Genomic DNA, 12,285 nt, shown 5'->3' with positions numbered 1-12,285 from the left:
CGCATGTAATACCGAAGTGTAGCACGATGCGACTGCTTCGCGCAGCTAAAGTCCGCATGGCATGGATGCGGCAATCGCTGGAGATGACGTGGAACTGATCCGCATTGGCGCGGCGACCATGCCATACTTCGCTCCGATGAAACGTAGGATAGATGGGAGGCCACATGCCGAACACACGTGAACCGTTGCTGCATCCGGTCCCGATCCTGTCGCTGCGGCCAACGCAGATGACAGTGGGCATGCGCGAAGTGAAGGAGAAGCGCAAACGCTGGCGTGCGCACAAGTCAAAGCGCAAACAGGCCGAACTGCTTGGCAAACACATGATTCCGGTGGTGCTGGGGCCGGATCAGCGCCATTACGTGGTCGATCACCATCATCTCGCACGTGCGTTGCATGACGAAGGCGTGAAGGATGTGCTCGTCACCGTGATCGCAGATCTCACGATGGTCGACATGAAAGCATTCTGGGGCGTGCTCGATCACCGCCGCTGGGCCTATCCTTATGACGCCAAGGGCGATCGACGACACTTCAAGGACATTCCGAAATCGGTGACGGGCCTGAAGGACGATCCATTCCGCAGCCTGGCCGGCGAAATTCGCCGCGCCGGCGGCTATGCCAAGGACACGACGCCGTTCAGCGAATTCCTGTGGGCAGACCTGTTTCGCAGCCGGCTCTCCACCAAGGAGGTCGGGGCCGATTTTGCCAAGGCATTGGAGAAGGCGCTGGCGATCGCCAAAAGCAAGGATGCGATCTATTTGCCCGGCTGGTGCGGACCGGCGTCGGACGACTGAGGGGGATCCACCGGGATCGACGCCGGATCGTCTTTGCCGCCAAAGGCACGGTGTAGCGCGCGTTCAACCTTGCCGCCGAACAGCAGCACGAGGAAGGCGATCACCACCGAGACGGTGACAATGCGCCAGTGACCGGCGCCGCACATGATGCCGACACAGGCTGTCAGCCACACACAGGCGGCGCTGGTCAGGCCACGGACGCGGAAATGGCGCTCGGCGTGGAAGATCACGCCGGCGCCGAGAAAGCCGATGCCTGTGAGAACGCCCTGAATGACCCGGCTGCCGGCATCCGTGAAGCCGCCTTTGCCGAGTGGATCGGCCAGCACTACGATCATGGCGGTGGCCAGGCTGACCAGCCCCAGCGTGCGCACGCCAACTGGCTTGCCGTGCAGGTCGCGATTGAGGCCGATGGCGCTGCCGACGAGGGCGGCGATGCCGAGACGCAGGATGATGTCCGTCCAGTCGAGCAATGGAGTGTTCCTGTTGCGCCGTTACTTCGGCAGCCGGCCCATCAAATAGAACTCGTCGTTCGGTTTCATATTGGTGACGTTGGCCATCCGGTTCGACAGCGCGAAGAAAGCCGAGATCGCGGTGATGTCCCAGATGTCGTCGTCGCTGAAGCCGTGGCCGGAAACCTCGGCAAAATCCTGCTCGCCGATGGTCTCGGCGGATCGGCTCACCTTCATGGCGAAATCCAGCATCGCATGCTGCTTCGGCGTGATGTCGGCCTTGCGATAGTTGACGGCGATCTGGTCGGCTATGGTCGGGTTCTTGGCGCGAATACGCAGGATCGCCCCATGCGCAATGACGCAATAATGGCACTGGTTGGCGGCTGACGTCGCGACGACGATCATCTCGCGCTCGGCCTTGGTCAATCCGCTGTCCTTGTCCATCAATGCGTCGTGATAGGCGAAGAAGGCGCGGAATTCGTCGGGGCGATAGGCCAGCGACAGGAACACGTTCGGCACGAAGCCGGACTTTTCCTGCACGCCCATGATGCGCGTGCGGATGTCCTCGGGCAACTTGTCGAGGGCGGGCGTCGGAAAGCGTTTTGCAATCGGCTGGGTCATCTGGCGTTCCCGTGAACGTTTCTGTTTCACGGGACCATAGGCGATCACGCCGTCACCGCAAAGCGCTTGCGGCAACGCAAACCGATGCGATCAGCGCAGCGGTTTCTTGAGCAGCGAGAAGCGATCCGGATCGAGACCGAGCGAGGGCTGCAGCATCGGGGCTTCGACGCTGCGCTGTGCCGGAGCTGCAGGGCGTTCGATGAAGCCGGGATCGTTCGGCACATCGCGATGCGATGTGGCGCCACGCCAGCGTTCCAGCACCGCGCTGACGAACTGCATGTCATGACCGGCGGCCACCGAGGGCACCGTCGCGATCGTGGCTTCGGAGCGCGGTAGCTGATGCGGCGGCACTTCCTTGAAACGGAGGCGGGTCGGCAATGCGACGCCTTCACCGAACGCGAGCACTTCGCGGGTGCCGAGTGACGGTACGAAGGAGAGCAGGTTGGCAGCGGCATCCGACACCGCGGAGCGCAGCAGGGCCTGGTCGCGCTCGTTGGCGAGGCGCATGGCGAACAGCGTGTTGCACTGTGAAATGATCGTGGCGTCGAGTTCGGCCGGCCGCTGTGTCACGAGACCGAGATAGACACCGTATTTGCGGCCTTCCTTGGCGATGCGCGACACCGCCTTGCGGGTCGGGCCGAAGCCGATATTGCGGTCGGCGGAGGCATAGCGATGCGCTTCCTCGCACACAAACAGCAAGGGCGAGGCGCCGTCGCTCCACAGGCCGAAATCGAAAGCCATGCGGCACAGCACCGACACTACGGAGTCGACCACTTCCGCGGGGAAGCCGGCGAGCTGCATGATAGTCATCGGCTTGCCATTGGCGGGCAGGCGGAACAGATGGCTGATCACTTCCGCCATAGTGTCGCCGCCAACGTTGGCGTTGTCGAACATGAAGGCGTAGCGCGGATCGTTCTTCACCGCTTCGATGCGCGAGATCAGCTTGTGATACTGGATGCGCGAAGAGCGGTTCTCAAGCTTGCCCATACGCTCGTCGATCAGTGAAATCAGATCGACCAGGCGATAGGGAACCGGCGTATCGACCGTGTAACCGCTAGTTTTCGGATCGATACGCTTGAGGCCGACGCGGTCCGCGTTCTGGTATTGCGTATAGACGCCCTTGGCGATCGGGACCACTTCCGTGAGAATTTCGAGCTCTTCGGGCACGCCGGGGCGGCCGGCGAACAGCACGTCGACGATTTCCTCGAAGTTGAACAACCAGAACGGAAGTTTCAAATTGCGCGGGTTCAGCACCAGCGCCTTGTCGCCGAAGCAGCGGCCATATTCATTGTGAACGTCGAGCAGGAAGATGCGCAGATGCGGGCGCGATTTCAGGATCTCGTTGAGCAGTAGCGACACGCCGGAAGATTTACCGACACCCGTGGAGCCGAGTACCGCGAAATGCTTGCTGAGCATCTCCTCGACATCAACATAGGCCGTGACCGTCTTGTCTTGCTGCAGCGTACCGACATTGATCTGCTCTGCCCCTGAGGGCGCGTAGACCGTACGCAGGTCCTCAGTGCTGATCAGGTCGACGATATCGCCAATGGTCGGATAGTCGGTGACGCCACGCTGAAACTTCGCCCGATCGCCCGATCCCAGGATTTCGCCGAGCAGATCGACCGAGGCGCTGGCGATATACGTATCCGACGCGTGCATATTCTCGGAAGAGACCTCCGTGATCATGGCGATGATGGTCGAGGAGGAGCAACGGATACTCACGAAGCGACCGACGGTTCCGCGCATTTCCGAGGGCGTCATCGGGCTTACGGCGAGCAATCCGACGCGGGCCAGCGAGCCTCGTACTGAGATAATGCGACCGAACGACGCCGCTGCGTTTAAACTTGTCATTGAATTCGCGTCTCACGCCCCGGTTGGGGACGACTATGCAGGTCAGGGACTGCACAAATTGTTAAGGCGCGCCGGCTGAAACCGAGGTGGCTTTGCTCGTCAAACTCGCGTTGCGGAATTCGTAGTGCACGGGAGCGCGAAAATGCCAGCACTGGATACCTTGTTGTTCAAGGCTACGAATTTCGCTTTACGCGGTTTTAACCAGCCCGCGAGGTCGGCTCTGCGGACCGCCTGACCTTGCGTGGGTCGTCGCCGCCGCGTTATCTCACCGCGGTCGCCTTTGGCCGTGTTCGGACCCCTCATGCGCATCGATTTTCCCGGCCTGCAGGCGTTTCTGAGTATCGCGGAGCGGGGCAGTTTTTCGCGCGCGGCCGCACATCTCAATCTGTCGCAGACGGCTTTGAGCCACCGGATCAAGAAATTGGAAGAGGATCTCGGTTTCCAGCTTTTGGCCCGGACCACGCGTCAGGTGGCGCTAACCCCGGCCGGGCTGGAACTACTACCGACCGCGCGGCGGATGATCGGGGAACTCTCCGACTCCATCGACCTGCTACGGGCGCGGGGCCGCAAACGGCAGGAGCACATCGCGCTCGGCTGTCTGCCGACCATCGCCGCCTATCATCTGCCGCGGGTGCTGAAGCAGTTCACCGTGCTACACCCGGGGATCTCGATCAAGATCCATGACAATTCGGCCGGCGAGATTGCGACCCTTGTGCAGTCCGGGCAGGCGGAGTTCGGCATCACGATCACGGCGACCAATATCTGGGATCTGGCCGTCACCCCGCTGATCAAGGAGCGGTTCGTTCTTTTGTGCACGAAAGATCACGTCTTTGCGCAGCGCAAGTTCGTGGCCTGGTCGCATCTCGAGGACACGCCGTTGATCCGTATCAGCCCGCAGGCCGGCAACCGGGCCCTGATCGACGATGCGCTCGGCCATCGGCGTGATACGCTGAACTGGCGCTACGAAGTTCAGCACCTGCAGACTGCCGTCGGCATGGTGTTCGAAAAGCTCGGGATCGCCGTAGTGCCGAGCATCGCGGTGGCGACGCAGGGGACCGCCGGACTGGTCGCCGTTCCGCTGCGCAACCCGAGCGTCAGCCGTACGGTGGGGATCATCGTCAAGCGCGGACAGCCGGTGAGCAAGCCGGCGCAGGCGCTGATCGACCTGACGCGAAAATACTTTCAGGCGGTGGGATAATCCGCCGCTGCTGGATATATGCAGGGAATTGCACGATTATGCCAGATTTCTCATTTGTTTCATAAATCGGAATTGGATACTCCGGGAGCAGAACGGTCCATGGCTTTGTTGCGATGACGTGACAGCCATTGGCGCCGATACAAAAACGGCGAGGGTGGACGCGTCAGGCGTCTTCAATCCATCATGACGCTCTGCTTTCCGACCAGGCTCAAGCACCTGCTGACCGCCGCGCAAGTGGCGCTCGGCGTGATGTTCCTCGCAAGCGCGGTGCCTCTGGTGCAGGCGCAATCCGGCTATCCGGCCCGGCCTATCCGGGTGATCGTACCATTCGCAGCCGGCGGTGTAGCCGACATCACCATGCGCGTCGTCGCCGAGAAGCTTGGTGACAATCTAGGGCAGCGCCTTGTGATCGAGAACATGCCCGGCGCCGGTGGCGTCGCCGCGGCACGCGCAGTGCTGTCGTCGCAGCCCGATGGCTATACGCTGGCGCTGCTCAGCAACGGCACCGCTGTCAGCGTGCCGCTGTTCAAGAGCCTGCCATTCGATCCCGTGAAGAATTTTGCACCGATCTCCTCGATCGGATTTTTCGATTTCATCGTCGGCACCAATGCGAATTCGCAACACAAGACTCTGGCTGACCTCATCAAGTTTGCACGCGACAATCCGGGCAAGTTGAATGTCGGCACGATCAGTGTGGGCAGCACACAGAACCTGTCGGCCGAATTGCTCAAATCCACCGCCGGGATCAATTTTCAGATCGTGCCTTATCGCGGAACACCGGAAGTCATCGTCGGGTTACTGCGCGAAGATATCGATGTGATGATCGACAATTATGTCGGGATGAAATCGGCGCTGCAGGATGGCAAGATGCGGCCTGTCGGCACCACTGGCGATGCGCGTTCGGTGATCCTGAAAGACGTCCCGACAATGATCGAAGGCGGTGCGAAGGGCTATGACGTGGTGTCGTGGAACGCGCTGTTCGCGCCATCCGGCACGCCGCCCGAAGCGATTGCGCGGTTGAATGCGGGTTTGCGCGAGGTGCTGGCGATGCCCGATGTGAAGCAGAAGCTGCTCGATCTCGGCATCGAGGCGAAAGCCAGCTCGCCGGAGGAATTGAAGGCCCGACTGGTCGACGACATCGCCAAATGGACCGCCGTGATCGACAAGGCAGGAATTCCGAAACAATGACGAAACCCACCGTTCCCGGTCCCGATCCGCATACAAAGACGCCGAAGTTCAAGCTGCCGCCGCTAGCCTGCGACGCGCATACGCATATCTTCGGGCCCGGCGACAAATATCCCTATGTCGGCTCTTACATCCCGCCCGATGCGCCGTTGGAAGATTTTCAGGCGCTGCACAAGAAGCTCGGCATCGGTCGCGCGGTCATCGTCAATGCCAGCGTACACGGCACAGACAACCGCGTCGCGCTCGACGCCATCGCGGTAAGCGACGGGCGCTATCGCGCTGTGGCCAATATCGATGGCACGATCACGGAGCGGGGCCTGCGCGAACTGCATGAAGGCGGCTTCCGCGGTTGCCGCTTCAACTTCGTGCGACATCTCGGCGGCACGCCGGATATGAAAGTGTTTCATCGCATCATCGACATGATCGCGCCGATAAACTGGCACGTCGATCTGCATTTCGATGCGGTCGATCTGCCTGACTATGCTGAACTGCTGGCGAAGCTTCCGGTGCGCTACACCATCGACCATATGGGCCGCGTGAAGGCCGCCGACGGGCTCGATCAGCAGCCGTTCCGCACGCTGATCGACCTCATGCAGCGCGACGAAAAATGCTGGGTGAAGGTCTCCGGCTGCGAACGCGTGACCTCGATGGGACCGCCTTTCACTGACGCCGTGCCGTTCGCGAAGAGAATCTGTGAGACTGCACCAGATCGCGTGATCTGGGGTACCGACTGGCCGCATCCCAACGTCAAGGCGATGCCCAATGACGGCGATCTCGTCGATTTGATTCCGCTATTTGCGCCGGATGCCGAGGTTCAACAGAAGATCCTCGTCGATAATCCTGCGCGATTGTTTGAATTCGACACCTAGGCGACGCGAAAATCCGAAGGAACATCCGATGTCCAAAGCCAAGACCGGCCTCGTGGTCTCCGCCCATCCCGGCGATTTCGTCTGGCGTGCCGGCGGCGCCATCGCGCTCCACGCCAAGAAGGGGTACCGCGTCAAGATCGTCTGCCTTGCTTACGGCGAGCGCGGCGAGTCGCAATTTGCCTGGAAACAGGCGGGCATGACGCTCGACAAGGTCAAGGCCGGTCGGAAAGACGAAGCCGAGCGCGCGGCAGCATCATTGGGCGCGGAGATCGAATTCTTCGATGCCGGCGATTACCCGCTGCATCTGACCGAGGCGCACAAGGAGCGGCTGATCGATATCTATCGGGAGCTCAATCCGAGTTTCGTGCTGACGCATTCGCTTGAAGATCCGTACAATGTGGATCATCCCGCGGCGACCGCCGCCGCACAGGAGGCCCGCATCATCGCGCAGGCGATGGGGCACAAGCCTGAAGCGGAATACAGCTACTCCGCGCCGCCGGTGTTTTTGTTCGAGCCTCATCAGCCGGAGATGTGCAACTTCAAGCCACAGGTGATCCTCAATATCGATGAGGTCTGGGACATCAAGCGGAAGACGTTTGAAATTCTCGCTGCGCAAAAGCACCTCTGGGCCTATTACGAGCGGGTGGCCTTGCAGCGCGGCATGCAGGGCGGCCGCAACACCGGCGCGGCCATGACCTATGGCGAAGCCTATCAACGGCTGTTCCCGATGACCCTTGAGGTGCTGGCATGAAACCCGTCGTCGTCAGGAATATTCAACGCGCGGATGCCGACGTCGTGCAGCGGCTCGGCGCGCTCGGTGTTTCTACGGTGCACGAGGCCTATGGCCGCTTCGGCCTGATGAAGACCTATATGCGGCCGGTGTGGTCCGGCGCAGAGGCCGCCGGCACCGCCGTGACGGTGCTGGCGCAGCCCGGCGACAACTGGATGCTGCATGTGGCCATCGAGCAGTGCAAGCCCGGCGACATGCTGGTGGTGGCCTGCACCACGGACAATACCGACGGCATGTTCGGCGATCTCCTCGCGACGTCGCTGAAGGCGCGTGGTGGCGTCGGTCTGATCATCGATGCCGGCTGCCGCGATATCAAGACGCTGCGCGAGATGGGCTTTCCCGTGTGGTCACGCGCGATTTCTGCGAAGGGGACGGTCAAGGCGACGCTCGGCGCGGTGAACGTGCCGGTGGTCTGCGCCGGCGCGCAGGTGATGCCGGGCGATGTCATCGTTGCCGATGAAGACGGCGTTGTAGTGATCCCGCGAAAGGATGCTGCCGAGGTTGCAGTGAAGGGCGAGAAGCGTTTTGCGGAAGAAGACGCCAAGCGCCAGAAGCTCGCCTCCGGCGTTCTCGGTCTCGACATGTACAATATGCGCGAGCCGCTGGCGAAAGCGGGTCTGGTCTACGTCGACGATCCCGATCAGGCCTGATCGGGAAGGAGGCTGTGATGCGGCTTCGTATTCTGCTCGGCGATCATCCGCATACAGCGGCGTTGAAATCCGGCGCGATCACGTCTGATCTCGTCGAACTGGACTTTGCGGAGTACACGCCGACCAACAAGGGCTTCAAGCCCATGGTACGCGACGCTGCTTTCGACGTCGCCGAAATGGCCATCGTCACCTATCTGATGGCCAGGAGCTATGACAAGCCGATGGTGCTGCTGCCAAGCGTGATGATGGCGCGGCATCAATTTGGCTTCGCCGTCACCAACCCCGGGGCTGGTATTGCCGGACCTAAGGATCTTGAAGGCAAGCGCGTCGGTATTCGGTCGTTTACGACAACGACGGGCGCGTGGCTGCGCGGCATGCTCGCCAATGACTACGGCGTCAATCTCGATGCGATCGAATGGATCACCTTCGAGGAGCCGCATGTCGCGGAATATGTAGACAGCACCACCAAGGCGCCTGCCGGCAAGGCGATCATGCAGATACTGTTCGATGGCGAACTGGACGCCGTGCTCGGCGAGAAGAGCGACGATCCACGGGGGGCGCAGTTGTTCCCAGACGTGGCCGCTGAAGAGAAGGCCTGGCTGGCCAGGTATGGTGTCGTGCCGATCAACCACATGGTGGTCGTCAGCAAGCAATTGTCCGATACGCGGCCCGACGTGGTGCGCGAGGTGCAGCGGATGCTGGAGGCGAGCAGGGCGGATGCAACGGGCAAGGTGCCGGCGTTCAGCAAGGATGACATGACGCGATCGCTGGAACTGATCACGGACTATTCCGCGCAGCAGGGCCTGATCCCGCGCAAGTTCTACGTCGATGAACTGTTCGACGACGTGACGCGCGCGCTGCGCTGATGCGATAACGGGGGCTTCGCCCAAGGACGACACCGATGCTTCCTGAACCCATCTTCGATCTCGCCCATCTCGGCCATCTCGAACTGCTGACGCCGAAGCCGGACGAGAGCCTGAAATTCTTCGTCGACGTGATGGGCATGACCGTGTCGGGCCGGCAGGGCGAGTCGGTCTATCTGCGCGGCTGGGACGACTATGAGCGCTATTCGCTGAAGCTGACGGCGTCGAACACGTCGGGCATGGAGCATATGGCGCTGCGCGCACGCAGCCCGCAGGCGCTGGAGCGCCGCGTGGCGGCACTGAAAGGCTCCGGCTACGATATCGGCTGGACCGACGGCGATCTCGGGCACGGGCCGGCATTTCGCTGCCGGGATCCCGACGGACATATCGTCGAACTCTATTACGAGACCGAATGGTATGAGGCGCCGCCGGAACTCAAGCCAGCGCTTAAAAATCAGGCGCAGCGTTATCCGGCGCGCGGCATCAATGTGCGACGGCTCGACCACCTCAACTGCCTTGCGGTAGACATCAAGGCCAACCGCGAGTTTTTCGAGCACTATATGGGGCTCCGGCTGACCGAGCAGATCGTGCTCAATGACGGCACGGAAGCGGCGATGTGGATGACCATGTCGAACAAGACCTACGACTTCGCCTATTCACGCGACCACTCTGGCACCAAGGGACGTTTCCACCACGTCACCTACGCGCTGGACAGCCGCGAAGACATTCTGCGCGCGGCCGATATTTTCCTGGAAAATGGCGTCTTTATCGAGACCGGCCCGCACAAACATGCGATCCAGCAGACCTTCTTCCTCTATGTCTACGAGCCGGGCGGCAACCGCGTCGAAGTCGCGAACGCCGGCGCGCGGCTGATCCTGGCGCCGGACTGGAAGCCGATCGTCTGGACCGAAGAGGAGCGCAAGAAAGGGCAGGCCTGGGGCCTCAAGACCATCGAGTCGTTCCACACGCATGGAACGCCGCCGGTGCCCCACAAGTAGCAAGTCGCTCTGCCGGGATTGGTACGCGTCTTGCTTTGTTGACCTCAGGTTGTTTCTGACGTGGGGGCGAGCATGACTAACTCTGAGTTGCGGGCAGACATCCACAGTATCGAACCGATCCCCGATGCCGACCGGGATTCGACCGGGCCGCAGCAGATGTGGATCTGGGCCGGTGCCAATATCGCGCCGGTGAACTGGGCGCTCGGCGCGCTTGGTATCATTCTCAAGCTTGGTTTGTGGGAGACGATTGCGGTCATCGTGATCGGCAACGCGGCGGGCTCCGCGATCTTCGCCGCCTTTACGGTCATGGGCCATAAGACCGGCGTCAACCAGATGGTCCTCGCGCGCTCGGCCTTCGGGCGCAGGGGTGCCTATCTGCCGAGTTTGCTGATGTTCCTGATGACGCTCGGCTGGATCGGCGTGAATACGTATTTTCCGGTCAAGATCTCGATGGCCATTCTCGGTCAGTTCGGCATTGCCGATAGCTGGTTTGCCAACCTTGTGGTGATCACCATCGTGATGGTGACGCAGGTGGTGATCGGCACCTATGGTTTCTATGCGATCCGCACCTTCGAGAAATACACCGTGCCGGTCACGGTGGTGATCATGGTGTTGATGAGCATGCTGGCCTGGAGCCAGCCTGGCGTCGTCAACTGGAATCACACCACGTCGCTGCCGCCAGGGCCACATCTGGCGATGCTGTCGCTGCTGATGACCGCCGTTGGTGTCGGCTGGGGCATTTCGTGGGTGACCTGGGCATCGGATTATTCGCGCTTCGTGCCGCGCTCGACATCATCCAAAGCCGTTTTCTGGTACAGCTATGTCGGGATGTTCGTGCCATCGGTGTGGCTGGCCATTCTCGGTGCCACCATCGCATCGGTGACGCTCGACACCGATCCGGCCAAGATGGTGTCGGCGGTGTTCGGAGGCGTTGCCAGCATTCTCGTGCTGCTGCTGGTGCTGCACGGGCCGATCGCCACCAATATCCTCAATGTCTATTCGTCGGCGCTGGCGGCACTCAGCATGGGCGTGCGCTTTTCGCGGACGATGCTGGCGCTGATCGTCGGCGTCGCCGGCTATGCGGTGACAGTGTATTTCATCTTCGCGCCGTCTTTCGCCAAGGCGTTCGACAACTGGCTGATCAGCCTGTTGATGTGGATGAGCCCCTATGCCGGGGTGGTGTTGGCCGACTTCTTCGTCAAGCGGAAGAGCCAGATCGATATCGCCGAACTCTACAAATCGCCGGAGACCAGTATCTATGGCGATATCAACTGGAGCGGCATGATTGCGTTCTTCGCCGGTCTGATCGCCACCTGGCTGTTCCAGGATGGCCTGGTGCCTGCGTTGCAGGGGCCGATCTCGATCAGTCTTCTCGGCGGTGCGGATCTGAGCTGGCTGGCGGGCATCGCTGTCGGCGGCGGTGTCTATCTGGCGCTGGGCAAGCGTCTGGCGCCGGAGCCGATGGCCATTCCGGTGGGTGGCCCCGGCGAATAGTGGCTGAGAGATCGGGCAGGACGCGGTTCGCGCGGCCTGTCCATCGCCAATGACAGGGATTGGCAGCCATTTCCGTTGAGAGGCCTTGCGCTTTGTCCGGCGGACGGGCTAGAACGCGCCCGAACGAGATGAGCATCTCAGTTCCGACCGATTCCAGACTGAATTTTTCTGTAAGTCTCTGAATCGTTTGGGGAATGGTGTAACGGTAGCACAACAGACTCTGACTCTGTTTGTCTAGGTTCGAATCCTAGTTCCCCAGCCAGCTTACCCAAAGTCGCACCTTGACCAGTACCGACCCGCTCCAAGCTGAAGCGAAAGAGCGCGCTGAAGGCTGTCGGGCGATCATCAGGAGCGCTGCAGCATAGTCGCCGCGTAGCAAAAGTTGTGGAACGGAGCGGGACAACCGGACTTGAGTCGATGACTTCACCCTGGCGGAGGCATCGATGTGAGAGCAACGAAACTACCAGCAGTCAATCTATTGCTGTGCCGCCGCTGCGGGGCGGCACGCACCCTTATCAAGATTGTG

At 61.1% G+C, this 12,285-nt stretch carries 12 protein-coding genes and 1 tRNA gene; 10 read left to right on the top strand and 3 right to left on the bottom strand.

Annotation, left to right across the window (positions count from 1 at the left end):
* Window positions 1-164: 164 nt before the first annotated feature.
* The gene (locus tag CIW50_RS08350) at window positions 165-791 is read left to right on the top strand and encodes a ParB-like protein (protein WP_149530801.1); all 627 of its coding nucleotides are present in this window, start codon (window positions 165-167) and stop codon (window positions 789-791) included.
* Here CIW50_RS08350 and CIW50_RS08345 read toward each other — a convergent pair.
* From CIW50_RS08345 to CIW50_RS08335, 3 genes are all read right to left on the bottom strand, one after another.
* Window positions 752-1,261, bottom strand: a complete 510-nt coding sequence (locus CIW50_RS08345; protein WP_149530800.1) for an MgtC/SapB family protein — start codon at window positions 1,259-1,261, stop codon at window positions 752-754. The genes CIW50_RS08350 and CIW50_RS08345 overlap by 40 nt on opposite strands.
* A gap of 21 nt (window positions 1,262-1,282) precedes the next feature.
* A complete protein-coding gene (locus CIW50_RS08340) occupies window positions 1,283-1,861 on the bottom strand; it encodes a peroxidase-related enzyme (protein ID WP_149530799.1) in 579 nt (192 codons plus the stop codon).
* A gap of 90 nt (window positions 1,862-1,951) precedes the next feature.
* The gene (locus CIW50_RS08335; RefSeq protein ID WP_149530798.1) at window positions 1,952-3,712 is read right to left on the bottom strand and encodes an ATP-binding protein; all 1,761 of its coding nucleotides are present in this window, start codon (window positions 3,710-3,712) and stop codon (window positions 1,952-1,954) included.
* Between the two features lie 301 nt (window positions 3,713-4,013).
* On the opposite strand from CIW50_RS08335, the gene CIW50_RS08330 reads away from it, so the two are divergent.
* From CIW50_RS08330 to CIW50_RS08290, 9 genes are all read left to right on the top strand, one after another.
* On the top strand, window positions 4,014-4,910 hold the full coding sequence (locus CIW50_RS08330) for a LysR family transcriptional regulator (protein ID WP_149530797.1): 897 nt from the start codon (window positions 4,014-4,016) through the stop codon (window positions 4,908-4,910).
* A gap of 183 nt (window positions 4,911-5,093) precedes the next feature.
* On the top strand, window positions 5,094-6,098 hold the full coding sequence (locus tag CIW50_RS08325; protein WP_149530796.1) for a Bug family tripartite tricarboxylate transporter substrate binding protein: 1,005 nt from the start codon (window positions 5,094-5,096) through the stop codon (window positions 6,096-6,098).
* On the top strand, window positions 6,095-6,964 hold the full coding sequence (locus CIW50_RS08320; RefSeq protein ID WP_149530795.1) for an amidohydrolase family protein: 870 nt from the start codon (window positions 6,095-6,097) through the stop codon (window positions 6,962-6,964). Before CIW50_RS08325 ends, CIW50_RS08320 begins: the two co-directional genes overlap by 4 nt.
* A 28-nt stretch (window positions 6,965-6,992) precedes the next feature.
* Window positions 6,993-7,715 carry a PIG-L deacetylase family protein gene (locus CIW50_RS08315; protein WP_068730598.1) on the top strand — a complete coding sequence of 241 codons (723 nt, stop codon included), beginning with the start codon at window positions 6,993-6,995 and terminating at the stop codon, window positions 7,713-7,715.
* On the top strand, window positions 7,712-8,404 hold the full coding sequence (locus CIW50_RS08310; RefSeq protein WP_149530794.1) for a 4-carboxy-4-hydroxy-2-oxoadipate aldolase/oxaloacetate decarboxylase: 693 nt from the start codon (window positions 7,712-7,714) through the stop codon (window positions 8,402-8,404). Before CIW50_RS08315 ends, CIW50_RS08310 begins: the two co-directional genes overlap by 4 nt.
* A gap of 17 nt (window positions 8,405-8,421) precedes the next feature.
* The gene (locus CIW50_RS08305) at window positions 8,422-9,270 is read left to right on the top strand and encodes an ABC transporter substrate-binding protein (RefSeq protein ID WP_149530793.1); all 849 of its coding nucleotides are present in this window, start codon (window positions 8,422-8,424) and stop codon (window positions 9,268-9,270) included.
* Between the two features lie 35 nt (window positions 9,271-9,305).
* Window positions 9,306-10,265, top strand: a complete 960-nt coding sequence (locus CIW50_RS08300; protein WP_149530792.1) for a catechol 2,3-dioxygenase — start codon at window positions 9,306-9,308, stop codon at window positions 10,263-10,265.
* 72 nt (window positions 10,266-10,337) lie between these two features.
* Complete coding sequence (locus CIW50_RS08295; protein WP_149530791.1) at window positions 10,338-11,759, top strand: cytosine permease; 1,422 nt, start codon at window positions 10,338-10,340, stop codon at window positions 11,757-11,759.
* A gap of 188 nt (window positions 11,760-11,947) precedes the next feature.
* Window positions 11,948-12,021: transfer RNA gene (locus CIW50_RS08290), tRNA-Gln, on the top strand.
* The last annotated feature ends 264 nt before the right edge of the window (window positions 12,022-12,285 follow it).

It is taken from the genome of Tardiphaga sp. P9-11, assembly GCF_008329525.1.
Taxonomy (GTDB): Bacteria; Pseudomonadota; Alphaproteobacteria; order Rhizobiales; family Xanthobacteraceae; genus Tardiphaga.
Note: the sequence above shows the minus strand (reverse complement) of the source record. Positions and strands in the feature narration are given on the sequence as shown.

Coding starts and splice junctions, on each gene's coding strand:
- CIW50_RS08350 (WP_149530801.1), top strand. CDS start 165: ATGCCGAACACACGTGAACCGTTGCTGCATCCGGTCCCGATCCTGTCG.
- CIW50_RS08340 (WP_149530799.1), bottom strand. CDS start 1,861: ATGACCCAGCCGATTGCAAAACGCTTTCCGACGCCCGCCCTCGACAAG.
- CIW50_RS08335 (WP_149530798.1), bottom strand. CDS start 3,712: ATGACAAGTTTAAACGCAGCGGCGTCGTTCGGTCGCATTATCTCAGTA.
- CIW50_RS08330 (WP_149530797.1), top strand. CDS start 4,014: ATGCGCATCGATTTTCCCGGCCTGCAGGCGTTTCTGAGTATCGCGGAG.
- CIW50_RS08325 (WP_149530796.1), top strand. CDS start 5,094: ATGACGCTCTGCTTTCCGACCAGGCTCAAGCACCTGCTGACCGCCGCG.
- CIW50_RS08320 (WP_149530795.1), top strand. CDS start 6,095: ATGACGAAACCCACCGTTCCCGGTCCCGATCCGCATACAAAGACGCCG.
- CIW50_RS08315 (WP_068730598.1), top strand. CDS start 6,993: ATGTCCAAAGCCAAGACCGGCCTCGTGGTCTCCGCCCATCCCGGCGAT.
- CIW50_RS08310 (WP_149530794.1), top strand. CDS start 7,712: ATGAAACCCGTCGTCGTCAGGAATATTCAACGCGCGGATGCCGACGTC.
- CIW50_RS08305 (WP_149530793.1), top strand. CDS start 8,422: ATGCGGCTTCGTATTCTGCTCGGCGATCATCCGCATACAGCGGCGTTG.
- CIW50_RS08300 (WP_149530792.1), top strand. CDS start 9,306: ATGCTTCCTGAACCCATCTTCGATCTCGCCCATCTCGGCCATCTCGAA.
- CIW50_RS08295 (WP_149530791.1), top strand. CDS start 10,338: ATGACTAACTCTGAGTTGCGGGCAGACATCCACAGTATCGAACCGATC.